This window comes from Vibrio sp. M260121 (assembly GCF_036533715.1).
Classification (GTDB): Bacteria; Pseudomonadota; Gammaproteobacteria; order Enterobacterales; family Vibrionaceae; genus Vibrio.
In genome coordinates, this window is record NZ_JATABF010000042.1 from 16,820 (window position 1) to 30,777 (window position 13,958).

The window sequence follows — 13,958 nt, forward strand, 5'->3', positions numbered from 1 at the left end:
TTGGTGGTCTTTTGTTGGTATCTGTAAATCATTAACTCAGGAGGCTTGTTGGTATTTCTGTTTACCAGAATCAAACAACGCTATCGCCATACCAGAAAGTAAGCCAACTAAGTGGGCCGTGTTGGCAATCGCCATAAATGACTGAACAAAACCAAGCACTAGCCACACCAACATAAAGCCAATAATAGGTTTAGGCAGTGTTAAACCGAGATGTGGGCAACGGTAGCCAAGGATCCACAAGTAACCAAGCAGCGCATAAACCACACCAGATAAACCACCGAAGTTTGCCCCTTCTACATAAAACTGCCCCGCACCAGATAGTGCTGCAGAGATAAAGAAGATTTGCAGTAACTTACCAGAACTCAAACGGCGCTCGATATCCCCGCCCAATTGCCACCACCACAAGAGGTTGAACACAATATGGGTAACAGAGAAGTGCAGCAGTGCATGACTAACCCAACGCCAGAGTTGCCACTGTTGTCCTTCGAAAGCTGGGAAATGGAGCAGAGCAAACACGCCATCACCAAAACCGAACATCTGCAAAAAGTAGATAACTGTACAAACAGCCATGATCAGTAAGGTCACTGGCCCAGCTTTGGCCTTCACCATGCCCATGATACTCGGGCTGGAGTAATGAAATTTGCTCTTACGCGAATCGGCAACGTCCCACGAGGCGGCGCTGTATTTTGAAGCAGAGGGATTGTCCAAGAACTGTTTAAGCTCAGCTTCGACTTCAATTTCATGCTGCGCGTCCGTCAGCCAAAGAGCAAATTGCCCTTCACCTTCTGGCATCATCTGGATATCTATCTTGCGCGATGCCATGTAATCAATGAAGGCTTGCGCCATACGTGGATTATTTAACGTTACCAATCTCTTCATTAACTTCTCACTATCGGTAGTTCTGCTCGTTGCCAGGCTTCAAAGCCACCATCCACACTGTACACCTGTTCGAAGCCTTGGTTAACCAAATATTGCGCCGCACCTTGGCTACTGATGCCGTGGTAGCACATCACTAGGATTGGTTGTTCGAATTCCACATCGTTCATGAAAGGAACGATCGAATCATTAGTCAGATGAAAAGCGGACTCGGCATGCGCCACAGCAAAAGATTGTGGGTCACGAATATCAACAAGCTTTGCTTCACCTTGTTCGAGCAATGCTTGAGCGCCTTGTACATCGATATGTTGAAACTGGTCCATTTACTTTCTCTATGTCGTTTTCGTTATTGACGCCATTGTAACCTATCCAAAGCCAAACTTAGACACAGAGATAGTCAGGGCATTAAACGCTGTACACATTCGCACCGTTTGTGGATAAATCTGTGAATTGCGTTGATAAAGTGTATTTGGATCATTTGATCCACAATATGTAGTAATGATCTTGATCTAACTGTGTGTATATTCACAACTATCCCCAAACCAAAAACTGCTTCAAAGCCTTATTTTGTCCGGCTTTCGAACAGTTGATGAATAATTACTTCACAGAGTTATGCACAGGTAGCACAGATAAATTAGATCGCAAACGCTGTCTACTTTCGATCGAAAATAAAAAAGCCGAGATCACATGATCTCGGCTTTCTATGAAAATCTTACTTGAGATTAGAAGCGAAAGTTAGAACTCACCAACAGCAAGTTTCAATTTCTTCATCGCGTTCTTTTCTAGCTGACGAATACGCTCAGCAGAAACACCAAACTCATCCGCAAGGTCTTGCAAGGTTGCTTTCTCATCATCTAACCAACGAGAACGAACAATGCGCTGGCTGCGCTCATCTAGACTTGCAAGTGCATGGCCTAGACGGTTGTTGGTGTGTGTTTCCCAGTTCGCAGCTTCAATGTTATCGGCAACATCAGAAGACTTATCTTCTAGGTACACCATTGGCGCCGTGTACGAGTTTGCGCTGTCGTCATCGTCCATTGGCATATCAAACGTAGAGTCTACAGCCGCTAGACGAGATTCCATTTCGCGAACTTCAGAAGGCTCAACACCTAGCTCACGTGCAACGGTTTCTACCTCACCGTTGTTGAACCAACCTAGACGCTTTTTCGACTTACGTAGATTAAAGAACAACTTACGCTGTGCTTTGGTTGTCGCGATCTTAACGATACGCCAGTTACGCAGCACGTATTCATGGATCTCAGCTTTGATCCAGTGAACAGCGAAAGACACCAAACGCACACCTACTTCTGGGTTGAAGCGCTTAACAGCCTTCATAAGACCGATGTTGCCCTCTTGCACTAGGTCTGCCATCGGCAAGCCATAGCCTGAGTAGCCACGAGCAACGTGAACAACGAATCGTAGGTGTGACAAGATCAGGCCTTTCGCCGCATCTATCTCACCGTTGTAGTGTAATCTTTCTGCCAGCCCACGCTCTTCTTCTGGTGTCAGCATTGGGTAGCTGTTTACAGAACGGATATAGCTATCAAGGCTATCTTGCGTGACTAGAGCCATCGGATACGCTTCTTTTGTCATTCAATTCCTCATCAATCTCTGATCTGGAGCATTACATTGCAATTTAGCTTGGCCATCTTGAACTCAAAATGAACAAGTTTCAAGAAGGGCGAGTAATTATCCATAAACAAATAGTCTATACAAGGGGTAAAAATTAGCTTGTGCTAATAAATTCCAAGTATAAGACCTTTATCACCTAAACTGGTTCAATTTCTTTCAGGTGACGCTGCGCGGATACTCGAGCGGCAATACAACCTAATAGACTACCAGTCATAATTAGTAGCAGAGATTCATCCCAACTCAAGCCAATCAATCGGAATTGACTGTCGTAAAGCGAGGCTAATTGCTCAACCGCATTGTTCATAACAACCGTAATCAACGCCGTCACTAGCCACGCAATGCTTGCCCCAAGCACACCGAACCACATGCCAGTGTATAAGTAAGGGCGCAGAATGAAACTGTCGGTTGCACCAATCAGCTTCATGGTTTGAATCTCTTCTTTGTTCGCCAGCACATTAAAGCGCAATGTATTGCCGACGATTAAAAATACAGCACCCAACATCAGCACTGTCAGGGTGATGACAATAATGCTAGCAAGGGTTTTTATCGCATCAAGGCGTGCTAGCCAGTCTTCATCGAGCCTAACGTCGGTAACGTCTTGTTGCTCACGAACTTCTTTAGCAAGCGACTGAATATCACTTTTTTGTTCTGAATCTGGCGTAATCACCAACACACCAGGGAGCGCGTAACCACTCAATAAGCTCAACGCTTGGTCAAAGCCGGCGTATTGGCTTAGATCAGATAGACCCTGTTGCGGCGAAATATATTCCACCTCTTTTACCAAAGGCCAAGTTTCAATCTGATCTTTTAGCACCATCACTCGCGCGTCAGGCATGCCTTCGACTAAGTAAGCACTCACTTGAGATGGCGACGCGACGTCTTGCGCAGCACTCGCCACGTTTTTACCCAGCAAATACAAACAAGCCGGCATCGCTAACGCTACCGAGATTACAGCCAAGGTAAGAATGTTACCTAATGGACGACGCCATAATGCGCCAAAAGAAGATTTTGCTTGTTTTACATGGACAGAGAAAAAACCATCGGTATTTGCACGCTTGGCACTGCGACCTTTCCCTTTTTTCTGGGTGCGCTTGTTACCTACCATAGTCTTCTACCTCACTTAGGAAGCCTTGGTTCAATTCAAAATGGCGATATTGTGGGCGAGTGTTCACTAACCCGATATCGTGCGTCGCAAGCAGGATCGTTACGCCAGCACGATTAAATTCTTCAAACAGTCGTAACACACGGTTAGACAGTTCAGGATCTAGGTTACCAGTCGGCTCATCGGCCACCAGTAAGGTTGGTCGGTTTACGACTGCACGCGCAATACCAACGCGTTGTTGCTCACCACCCGAAAGTTGGCTTGGCAAACAACGGGCTTTATCCAGCAAGCCCGTTTTATCCAACGCCGCAGAAACACGGCGTTTGATTTCGTTTTCAGAAATCGATTCGATGCGCATCGGCAGTGCAACGTTATCGAATACACTGCGATCCATTAAGAGACGGTGATCTTGAAAAACAATCCCGATGTTGCGGCGCAAAAACGGAATGTCTTTGTTTGAGATACGAGTAATGTCATGACCATTGAAGTGGATTTTGCCATCCGTTGGTCGCTCTATCGCGCATATCAGTTTCAACAAGGTACTTTTACCTGCCCCGGAATGCCCGCCTAAAAACGCCATTTCTCCGCGTCGAAGGTGAAAGTCGACTTTCTGTAAGGCTTGTCGACCACCTCGGTAAGCTTTGCTCACTTGCTGAAATTTGATCACCGTTGATTTCCTCTAACTCTTGTTACTCTTCACGACTAAACAGAGCGTCAATGAACTCTTGAGTTTCAAATGGACGCAAGTCTTCGATGCCTTCGCCTACACCAATGTAGCGAATTGGAATTTCGAACTGATCAGCGATAGCGAAGATCACGCCACCTTTCGCTGTACCATCCAGCTTAGTCAATGTAATCCCGGTTAGAGGGGCAACATCGCTGAAAAGTTTCGCTTGGCTAATCGCATTTTGGCCTGTGCCTGCGTCTAGCGTCAGCATGATCTCGTGTGGCGCTGAGTCATCAATCTTCTTCATTACACGTACAATCTTACGCAGCTCTTCCATTAGGTTGGCTTTGTTTTGTAGACGACCTGCAGTATCGGCAATCACGACATCGACGCCACGCGCTTTTGCCGCTTCAATCGCATCATAGATAACCGAGGCACTGTCCGCGCCAGTGTGCTGAGCAATCACAGGAACGTTGTTACGCTCGCCCCAAACTTGTAGTTGCTCTACGGCTGCGGCGCGGAAAGTATCGCCCGCTGCAAGCATGACTTTTTTACCTTGGCTTTGGAATTGCTTCGCTAGCTTACCGATTGTCGTTGTCTTACCAACACCATTCACACCGACCATTAAGATAACGTAAGGCGTTTTGTTGGTATCGATCTCAAGCGGTTGCTCTACTTTAGATAGGATTTCGGCCATCTCTTCTTTTAGCAAGCCGTAAAGCGCTTCGCCATCTTTCAAATCACCGCGAGAGGCTTTCTCTGTCAGGTTATTGATGATTTTCGTGGTGGTATTCATACCCACGTCGGCGATAAGCAACTGTTCTTCTAATTCTTCGAAAAGGTCTTCATCGATTTTTTTACCGCTGAACAAACCGAAGAAACCCGCACCAATGTTTGCCTTGGTGCGACTGAGGCTGCGCTTAAGGCGAGCAAAGAAGCTTTCGGTTGGCTTTTCTTGTTCTTGGACACGAGGCGCAACCGGCACTTGTGGCTCTTCTGCTTCTGCTTCTGCTTCTGCTTCTGCTTCTGCTTCTGCTTCTGCTTCTGCTTCTGCTAGGACAGCCTCAACATCCTCTGGTTCTTGTTCAACCGTTGTTTTTTCTTCTGCTTGCTCGGCAACGTCTTCTGTTGGTTGTTGCTCGGCGGCAGGTGCTTCCACTGCTTCTTCTTTTACTGATTCTTCAGTTGTCGGTTTTTGGCTTTGCTCTTCATCACCAAAACCTAGCCACGAAAGTAATCCGCGCTTCTTTTTTTCCGTCATCTGGGGCTATCCTAGATTGTCTTCTTATCTATTAATGACTCTTTTCTGACAAGATTATTATCTTTACTGAAAAGGCGAATGACAAAGTTATGAAAACTTTCCAATTAGGTGAATCTAATCTTATTAGTGTTACACTCTGTCATCTTGAATATTCTGGGCTGTATCCAAGCTCAAAGCTTGGGCGATTGGATATAGTATCACTTTATTAGCGGTCAAAAAATCTATGGTAAGACGTCGCCAGCAAAACTCATCACAAAAAAAGCCAACAACGGGCTTTGTGCGCATTATTAGTGGCTTATGGAGAGGCAGAAAGCTCCCTGTTCATGATGCAGAAGGCTTACGCCCAACCACGGATCGCGTAAAAGAAACTCTGTTTAACTGGTTGGCTCAAGATGTCCCACAAGCGAAGTGTCTTGATTTGTTCGCTGGCTCTGGTGGCCTTGGCTTCGAATCCGCTTCTCGCCAAGCCGAACTTGTGACTATGATTGAGCTAAACCCGCAAGCATTTCAGCAACTGCAAAAAAATGTGTCCTCTTTGAATGCCAATAACATTCACGTTGTGAACACCGACGCTATCAGCTTTTTGCAACAACCAGGAACACCGCACCACGTAGTATTCATCGATCCGCCGTTCCGCAAAGGATTATTGGATGAAACCGTGACCTTGCTGGAGCAAAACGGCTGGCTTGCTGAAGATGCGATGATTTATATTGAAACGGAAAAAGAGCTAAGCATTGCTGGGCTGCCAGAAAGCTGGCGCTTGCACCGTGAAAAAACGGCAGGCCAAGTGAGTTATCGTTTATACGAACGCTCACCAGCTTAAAGCCTCGATTTAAAAGGATAGTTAAATGAAAGCACTATTGATACTGGCTAAAGCAGCCATCGCCTTCGTATGGTTCGTGTTAATCCTCAACTTCTTTATGCCATTCCCTGGTAAAGCGGCGATTGCGTTGTACATCATGACCGCTTTCTTGTTCATCATGCACGGTCTGCAAATGGCCATCTTTATTGGTGCATTTGGTGACAAGATTAAGATGAGCGCATGGGAAAAGTATTCGATTTTGATTTTTGGCATCTTTGCTCTGCTCGACATTCGCCGCAAGCATATGATGTAAAAGCCTCAGATAAACAAAAGCCGCTCACAAGAGCGGCTTTTTTGTATTTGTTTGGCGCTAGCCTAGGTAGCTTTTCACACCATCAAGAAACATTTGGGTAGAAATCATGACCAACAGCAAGCCCATCAATCGCTCGACGGCTTTTAAGCCACGTTCACCCAAAATACGGTGGAAGAAACTGTAGAACATCAAGATAAAGAACGTCGCCCCCCACGCAATCAATACCGCGGCGGAAAGCTCCATAATTTTGTCTGGGTGTTGAGAGGAAAGCAAAAGCAACGCGGCAATCACAGACGGCCCCGCAATCATCGGAATCGCCATCGGCACAATAAACGGCTCTTCACCCGCTGCAAGCCCAGTAATGCTGCCTGCGCTTGGGAAAATCATCTTAATCGCGATGATAAACAGGATGATACCACCAGAAATACTCAAGGTCTCAGGCTGAACATGAAGGAAGCTCATGATGCTTTGTCCTGCGAACAAGAACAGCATCAAAATCATCAAGGCGAACAGCAACTCTCGGATCAATACTTTTCGGCGACGCTTCGCATCAAGGTGTTTAAGAATGGAGAGCACAATCGGCAAGTTACCGAGCGGATCCATAATAAGAAACAGCATGGTCGCTGCAGAAAGAATGTCCATGTTCTGACCTCGACGGAAAAATTGGCGGCCAGTATAACAAAGTGATTGAGTGAATATATGGTTGAAGGCGAAATGAATGTATCGCCTTCATTAATGATGGGTTAGCCGCCGCTTAGTGATTACAAACGCGCGCCATATTGACGACAAACTTACCTTCCAGTTCGCGTACTTTTTCACGCTTTAGTAAAAACTCTAGCAATGCACCTAAGTCTAGATCATTCAGCTTGCAGGTATGAAAACGCACTTCACTACCGAAGTGAGCTGCTAGCTCATCACGATTCATTGGGGTTTCACGAAGTAGGTTCAGTAAGCTGTGAGCATGAATTTCAGTCATTATCGACTCCAGTCATTAAATGGAATCCACCCAGTTTACTCAAAACGTAGCCGCTGACTTTGACCTAAGTTAGTAAATGATAGAGGCAACAATAAGTGCATGAGCCAAGAAGTAACTGCCACTCACCCAAACATACGCTCGCTTCATCGGTTTACGATATCCATGTATCGCGTAGGCTAAGGCGGAATAAATCATGACTAGAGTGCCGCTAAAGCCGAGAGCATTGGCAAAGCTCGGCACTTGTAACCACACCTCTCCTGCTGCCCAAGCTAGCTGAACCAACATGATACCCATGATAACGACAGGAAAGACCATAGAATCTAGTTGAGGGAGCAACAAGAAAAAGGCCACGATACTCGCTGCAAGAAGCAAAGCTAACAGCCACCAAACGATGTCACCATTGAGTTGAACCCAGAACGATTTGCTGTAACAGATTTGTGCCAGTAGATAACCGGCAAAATAGAGAGGTTTTCGAGATTTAAACGAATGGAGGGTATCAGCGAACATTGATACCAATAAGCCACCAGCAATCCAGTAGGTGTGAGGTGCCGAAGCCCCCTCCGTGAGTGCCAGAACCAGCAGCAATAGCAGAGTAAAGATTTTAAATGCCAGAGACTGTGTCGGATTGGCCTGTTTCGCCCCCAACACGGAATATACTCCTGATAGCCCTATCGCTAACCAACTCCACATGCCGATACACCTTTCACGTAATCTCGCCGCTAGTCTAGGTAGACCAATCTTGATGTAAAGACACAATCAGTGAAAGTTGGATCTCGATAGCGAATCACGACATTTTGTAAACGGAACTTACTCAATTACTGATTATCGTTTTTCTCACAATTATTGAGCCCAACTATCTGACTTTGGATGTTATGGATAATTTCATCAAAAGACCTAACCTTCAGAAATTGAAAAACAAACCACCAATCTGTTCGCCATACAACCGCTATGGGCAAATAACCGACACAAAAGCCAGATCCACCACCTCTGACCACTCAAAAAGGTAAAAACACCGCCCCATAACAAGATAAACAACTACTGGCTCAACAATTGTGTAGAGTAAAAATTCAAACGATCACACTTAACTACCTGATATAACAAAGCATAATTCAGAAAAACAATAAAAACCTAACCTTAGCTATTGTGGATTAAAGCTAAACCCTTTTGGTGCTGAGATTTTCTCATTGGATAGGAAAAAACGAACAAGATGGACGTCCATAAATGTGAGCCTCATTAGCATAAAAGCCAATTTTCTCAACTTTTGAGAAATTCAGCAAAAATAGCCAACCAACCTCCCTACTGACACAAGAAACACTATTTCATCATAAGATTACTCATATTTAACACATTAAAATCATGAACTTAAAACATAAAAGAAGATAAAAACAACAAGTCGAACACTTAAAGAACAGCACAAAAAACACAGTTTTATTAGTCAATTCAGGGTAAAAACACTTAAGTTAAGTGCGAGTTTTGAAAACTTTTCCGCTTTGAAGTTGATCAAAGCTCAAAAACAGTGCTATATTATTTACATCGAGTTCATCAATGATTTTAGGGGTAGTGTTATGATTTCTTCTTCTCAAAAACAAGGGCTGGTAATGATTGCAGTGGTTGTTGGCTTAATGACACTGCCAATGATGTACTAAGTTACTGTTTCAAATAAAAAAGGGACGCTTTCGCGTCCCTTTTTTATTATTCAAATTTTGCTGTCTAAAAATGCTTAACTAGAATGTCCCAATGCATGTAGTAGAAGCCGAGTGCAGCAAGCGTTATCAAGGCCATTAACAAAATCGCCGCTCGCCAAATAAAGCGTGAACTTCTCGGTGTCAGCTCTTTTTCGCATGCATCACATGCCGCTAAAAAGCCTTTTCGATCGTCCAGTTTATAATCCTCTTCATGAACAACCTTATTCCGCACTGTTGCGATAAAACGCAGCTTTGCTACCACATCATGTGGTAAGCGCTCCTCGCAGCTAGTGATCAATTGATGTAGCCCTTTCCCTTCTGCATGGTATTGCGTGCGCAGAAGTTTTTCGATCGTTCGGGTACGCATGACTACTTTCTCAATATCTGACATCGTAACCCTCCTTACTGACCTTTCCTTTGTCCGTCATTTCATTCTTCTATAAATTTAGAGCTTTTTCGAGCGGTTAGGTGCAAATTTCCTTTTAAATTGTGCTCTTGCACGCATATAAAATGTGAGGTGCGCCGAATAAAATCTACGACACTTTTACTAGATCACGAATAATTTATCTCAACTCATAGTTTAATCAGGGAGTTCTGTAAAATAGGCACCAATGAAACATTGGAGGTTATCATGCCAATCTCACTTATTTTGGCTCTGTTCGCCCTGATCGCACTAGGTGCATGGGCATTTTTCCGCTTCTATAGCAAACATTACTTTGGTGAAGACGCGCCAGAGCAAAGCGCGCAAGTGACCATCTTAGACAAGCAAGCCATAGAGGTTCCGGATGCCGAGTTAGGTCAAGACGACCAAGAATATTGGATCTACGTTCAACGTGGCGCTATTGGCCCTAAACGCGAGTTCCAAATCGGTGTGCACTATTATCACGCGCTGAATCCTGGTGATAAAGGCACACTGACCTACCGTGGCGACAAGTTTTTACACTTCGCCCTAAAACGCTAGCCTACGGCAACAGCCAACGAGTCTTGGCGGATTTCGAGAATAGATAGCTCATCCCCAAGGCTCCTGCACCACTCAGAACAATCCATACAGGAATCACCCACGCAGGGTGGCCTTCATACCAACCAAACGCTTTCATCGGCCACAAGAAGATTGGATGTAACAAATAAATCCCTAAGCTGTGCTGACTAATAAAGCTCACTACTTTTTGTGTCTTCGGAGCCAAACCTTCACCGAAGTAGCGACATAACATAAAGATCATTGATGCCGCTAAAATCACATTCAATGTTTTGTATGAGAACCAACGCCCTACGGTGTACTTATCCAATTCCAAACTGTTGGTCACCACCATGGTGAAAGTCACGGCCAAAGCGACTAATCCTAAGCCAGTAAAGATAGAAACGGTAGAACGACTGAGAGGCATCTTTTTAAATAGCACATAGCCGAGCGGCAAATATCCCATGTAAAGCCAGTATTGATTGCTCCATGGACCATCAATCTTAAATAGGAACAAAGTGCTGGTCAGCAGCCAAACAGCAAGATACGCATAGAGGACATTATCATCGCAATTGCGGACCACCCATTGGAATAACGGAATAACAAAATAGAGCGGGATAAAGTAGTAGAAGAATCCAAGGTGGTAATAAGTCGCATGATGTGGGCTATTACCAACGACTTCTTTGACGGTCTCGAAATCAAAACCTTGCGCTGTCCAACCGGATAGATAGGCGTAGAACATCGACCAAACTAAGAAAGGCACCAACACTTTCCCCAAGCGCCGTTTAACGTAGTACTTGCCATCAAAAGGACGAGTATCACTGAGCATCAGCGCACCAGTGATCAAAATGAATACGGGCACCGCCCAGCGAGTCACACTGTTTACGCCTACCGCTGTCAACCATTGGTCAAATGGAATCACTCCCAACTCATTACGATATGGCGCTAACACATGAATGGCAATCACCGCGACCGCAGCAACACAACGTAATAAGTCGAAAAACAGAACCCTTTCTCTCATACCCTTACCTACTTTGATTGGCTTTACGTCTATAGCATAGGGTAATTTTCATCCAGTGAAATAGTTAACAATCTGTTTTTGCTTATTTTTAACGCTCAACTGATAAAACTCTACTATTGTTTATCCGGTCATGATTAATAGGCACTAACATGCATTGTTTAATATTTTAATGCCTACTTATCGTATTTCTAAGCAATTATTATAGTCATCTAATAAATGAGGTCCTGTTATGAAAAAAGCACTTTTAATTTCTGTTCTTTGTACTACTGCACTTGCTGGGTGTAATCAAAAAGAGGAAGCTACAGTAGCTCCACAACAAGAAGCTAATCCAGTCTGTAATACACAACAACTTCCTGGCGGTTGGACAGAAACAGAAGTTACTCCGGAGGCTAAAGAGGCTCTTGATTTCGTCTTAGGTCAAATGAACACCGCTACAAAATTAAAAGAAATCCTAACGGTACGAACTCAAGTAGTAAATGGACTAAATTACGCAATCGAGTTTGAGATGGATAACGATCAAGTCTGGAACACTATCGTTTACCGCTCACTGAAAGGTGATATGGAAATGACGCAACCTGCACGACAAGGTCGTCTTTGCCCATAAGCAAGACTTGCTGATTTTCGATACTGAATCGTAAAAACAAAAATGGCTCCCAATATGGAGCCATTTTTTATTTCTAAGTCGTAAACCGATTTAAGCCGTAGCCACTTTGGCCTTTGGTAGCTTGATAGAAATTAGAGTTGTTAGTGCTAAGAAAGCAAATGACACCCACAGACATGCCGCTAGACCCGCTTCTTGGTAAACCCAACCAGACAGAACCGTACCGATCAAACGTCCCATTGCATTCGCCATGTAGTAGAAGCCAACATCCAGTGATACTCCATCGCCCTTCGCATAACTAACGATCAGGTAAGAGTGCAGAGATGAGTTCACCGCAAACACAGCGCCGAAAATAATCAAGCCCACCACAATAACAAGCTCTGGTTGCCAACCGATTTGCACGCCATAAGCAATCGCACCAGTGATGACGGCAAGGATTCCTGCCCAAATCAGAGCCGCGCTGCCATCTGGCACTCGACCTTGAGCTTTGCCAGTAATACGAGGTGCAAAACCTTGAACGAATCCGTAAGCAATCACCCAAGACGCAAGGAAGCCGCCTACCATCAGATGATCCCAACCAAACACGCTGCCAAGATAAATAGGCAGTGCAACAACAAACCACACATCACGCGCGCCAAATAGGAACATACGTGCAGCGGAAAGAATGTTCACCGATTCTGACTTGGAGAAAATCTGACGGAACTTAGGTTTGCTCTTCGCCTTACCCATATCCGCTTCTAGCCAAATCAAGCTGCATACAAACACAACAGCCAGCACACTTGCCATGATGATCATCGAAGTTTGGAAACCAAACACTGATAGCAATAAACCACCAACGAAGAAACCCGCACCTTTCAGTGCATTCTTCGACCCCGTTAAGATCGCAACCCACTTATAAAGTGCACCTTGCTGTTCGTCTGGCACCAAAGTTTTGATCGCGCTCTTGGCACTCATCTTATTTAAGTCTTTGGCAATCCCCGAAATTGCCTGCGCCGCCATCACCCAAGGAATGGTCAACCAAGCATTAGGCACTGCCAGCATCAGCAGGGCAAAAATCTGCATCCCTAAGCCGACGTTCATGGTTTTGTTCAAACCAAGTCGAGCACCTAGCCAGCCACCAACCAAGTTGGTCACTACGCCAAAAAATTCATAGAAAAGAAATAGCGAAGCAATGGCTAAGCTTGAGTAGCCTAAGTCATGAAAGTAAAGCACCACCAACATACGGAGTGCACCATCCGTCACGGTGAAGTTCCAATAGTTGAACGTCACCAGCATATACTGGCGGATACTTTTGCTTAGTTTTGAAATCATAACGACCTCAGATGTACAGCGTTTAGGGCATTTAGATCATGATGTTCCAAATGCTCTATGACCTGAACACCAGTATTGAGTCATCTCAATACTGGCGCTAAATTGTGAAACAACAACTGATGAGAAAGCCAAATATTATTTATTAATAAACAATAAGTTAGGCATAATCCCAGTAAGCAAGAATCACATAAATTGGTAAACCATTACGGCATAAAGAGAGCTTTTGGATCATGATATTCCAAAAGCTCTATAAGCTGATCAAGCGTTTTGAGCTACACGCTCGATGTACTCAACTTGGACTGGCTTTGTGAAAGCACCTGGACGCAGCGCCTGCACTTCACGTACGATATCTTCTAGCGCCCAATCTTTCTCTAGCAGTAGGTGCGCAGCAAACAAACCTGTGCGACCAGAGCCACCCATACAGTGCATTGCAACCTTGCCACCTTGCGCAAGAATCGCGTGCAGTTCAGGACTCGCTTGTGACCATTTTGCCGCGAACTCTTCGCCCGGAGCACAGTCATCTTCAATCTCAATTTGGAACCATTTCATGCCCAATTGTTGAGTCAATTCGCCCAACGCAGACACATCTTTGGACGCTAGTTCAGCATTATCAAGGGCAGTAACAATCGCTTCTACGCCTTGCGCTTTTAGCTGCTCTAGCGAAGCTTGCAGCTCAACACCTTTAGTACCAGGACATGGAGTCAGTACCAAAGCGCCCGTTTCTAAATCTAATTGCCATGTAGGATGAGACATCTT

Annotated in this window: 17 protein-coding genes; 4 read left to right on the plus strand and 13 right to left on the minus strand. The window is 44.8% G+C overall.

What is annotated here, in order from left to right; all coding sequences use genetic code 11:
* Positions 1–36: 36 nt before the first annotated feature.
* The 6 genes from glpG to ftsY form a co-directional block, all read right to left on the minus strand.
* Positions 37–879 (minus strand): rhomboid family intramembrane serine protease GlpG, encoded by an 843-nt coding sequence (gene glpG / locus QTO06_RS19600; protein WP_331409448.1) that lies wholly within the window; start codon positions 877–879, stop codon positions 37–39.
* Positions 879–1,199 carry a thiosulfate sulfurtransferase GlpE gene (gene glpE, locus QTO06_RS19605; protein WP_009701354.1) on the minus strand — a complete coding sequence of 107 codons (321 nt, stop codon included), beginning with the start codon at positions 1,197–1,199 and terminating at the stop codon, positions 879–881. The genes glpG and glpE overlap by 1 nt, the downstream gene beginning before the upstream one ends.
* A gap of 412 nt (positions 1,200–1,611) precedes the next feature.
* A complete protein-coding gene (rpoH, locus tag QTO06_RS19610; protein WP_005438499.1) occupies positions 1,612–2,469 on the minus strand; it encodes an RNA polymerase sigma factor RpoH in 858 nt (285 codons plus the stop codon).
* A 175-nt stretch (positions 2,470–2,644) separates the two neighbouring features.
* On the minus strand, positions 2,645–3,613 hold the full coding sequence (gene ftsX, locus QTO06_RS19615) for a permease-like cell division protein FtsX (protein ID WP_009705153.1): 969 nt from the start codon (positions 3,611–3,613) through the stop codon (positions 2,645–2,647).
* The gene (gene ftsE, locus QTO06_RS19620) at positions 3,603–4,277 is read right to left on the minus strand and encodes a cell division ATP-binding protein FtsE (RefSeq protein ID WP_005535654.1); all 675 of its coding nucleotides are present in this window, start codon (positions 4,275–4,277) and stop codon (positions 3,603–3,605) included. Before ftsE ends, ftsX begins: the two co-directional genes overlap by 11 nt.
* 22 nt (positions 4,278–4,299) lie before the next feature.
* A complete protein-coding gene (gene ftsY, locus QTO06_RS19625) occupies positions 4,300–5,538 on the minus strand; it encodes a signal recognition particle-docking protein FtsY (protein ID WP_331409449.1) in 1,239 nt (412 codons plus the stop codon).
* 223 nt (positions 5,539–5,761) lie between these two features.
* Between ftsY and rsmD the strand changes: the two genes are divergently transcribed.
* Together rsmD and QTO06_RS19635 are read left to right on the plus strand one after the other, a co-directional pair.
* Positions 5,762–6,361 (plus strand): 16S rRNA (guanine(966)-N(2))-methyltransferase RsmD, encoded by a 600-nt coding sequence (rsmD, locus tag QTO06_RS19630; RefSeq protein WP_038896753.1) that lies wholly within the window; start codon positions 5,762–5,764, stop codon positions 6,359–6,361.
* Positions 6,362–6,386: 25 nt separating this feature from the next.
* Complete coding sequence (locus QTO06_RS19635; RefSeq protein ID WP_005438504.1) at positions 6,387–6,653, plus strand: DUF1145 domain-containing protein; 267 nt, start codon at positions 6,387–6,389, stop codon at positions 6,651–6,653.
* A gap of 57 nt (positions 6,654–6,710) precedes the next feature.
* Here QTO06_RS19635 and QTO06_RS19640 read toward each other — a convergent pair whose 3' ends face one another.
* The 4 genes from QTO06_RS19640 to QTO06_RS19655 all read right to left on the minus strand — a co-directional run bounded on the left by QTO06_RS19640 (position 6,711) and on the right by QTO06_RS19655 (position 9,705).
* The gene (locus QTO06_RS19640) at positions 6,711–7,295 is read right to left on the minus strand and encodes a YhgN family NAAT transporter (RefSeq protein WP_005438505.1); all 585 of its coding nucleotides are present in this window, start codon (positions 7,293–7,295) and stop codon (positions 6,711–6,713) included.
* Between the two features lie 112 nt (positions 7,296–7,407).
* Complete coding sequence (locus QTO06_RS19645) at positions 7,408–7,629, minus strand: YecH family metal-binding protein (RefSeq protein WP_331409451.1); 222 nt, start codon at positions 7,627–7,629, stop codon at positions 7,408–7,410.
* A 69-nt stretch (positions 7,630–7,698) separates the two neighbouring features.
* Positions 7,699–8,319, minus strand: coding sequence for a lysoplasmalogenase (locus QTO06_RS19650; protein WP_020197731.1), 621 nt, complete (start codon positions 8,317–8,319; stop codon positions 7,699–7,701).
* 1,020 nt (positions 8,320–9,339) lie between these two features.
* Complete coding sequence (locus QTO06_RS19655) at positions 9,340–9,705, minus strand: DUF4145 domain-containing protein (RefSeq protein WP_331409452.1); 366 nt, start codon at positions 9,703–9,705, stop codon at positions 9,340–9,342.
* A gap of 240 nt (positions 9,706–9,945) precedes the next feature.
* Between QTO06_RS19655 and QTO06_RS19660 the strand changes: the two genes are divergently transcribed.
* The gene (locus QTO06_RS19660) at positions 9,946–10,275 is read left to right on the plus strand and encodes a DUF2500 domain-containing protein (protein ID WP_005438509.1); all 330 of its coding nucleotides are present in this window, start codon (positions 9,946–9,948) and stop codon (positions 10,273–10,275) included.
* Between the two features lies 1 nt (position 10,276).
* Here the strand turns inward: QTO06_RS19660 and QTO06_RS19665 are convergent, their stop codons facing one another.
* A complete protein-coding gene (locus QTO06_RS19665; RefSeq protein ID WP_331409453.1) occupies positions 10,277–11,290 on the minus strand; it encodes an acyltransferase in 1,014 nt (337 codons plus the stop codon).
* A gap of 229 nt (positions 11,291–11,519) precedes the next feature.
* Between QTO06_RS19665 and QTO06_RS19670 the strand changes: the two genes are divergently transcribed.
* Entirely contained in the window at positions 11,520–11,894 is a 375-nt protein-coding gene (locus QTO06_RS19670) for a cystatin domain-containing protein (protein WP_331409454.1), read from the plus strand.
* 90 nt (positions 11,895–11,984) lie between these two features.
* Here QTO06_RS19670 and arsJ read toward each other — a convergent pair whose 3' ends face one another.
* Together arsJ and QTO06_RS19680 are read right to left on the minus strand one after the other, a co-directional pair.
* Complete coding sequence (arsJ, locus tag QTO06_RS19675; protein WP_331409455.1) at positions 11,985–13,202, minus strand: organoarsenical effux MFS transporter ArsJ; 1,218 nt, start codon at positions 13,200–13,202, stop codon at positions 11,985–11,987.
* A gap of 258 nt (positions 13,203–13,460) precedes the next feature.
* Positions 13,461–13,955 (minus strand): cyclin-dependent kinase inhibitor 3 family protein, encoded by a 495-nt coding sequence (locus QTO06_RS19680; RefSeq protein ID WP_010444506.1) that lies wholly within the window; start codon positions 13,953–13,955, stop codon positions 13,461–13,463.
* Positions 13,956–13,958: the final 3 nt, after the last annotated feature.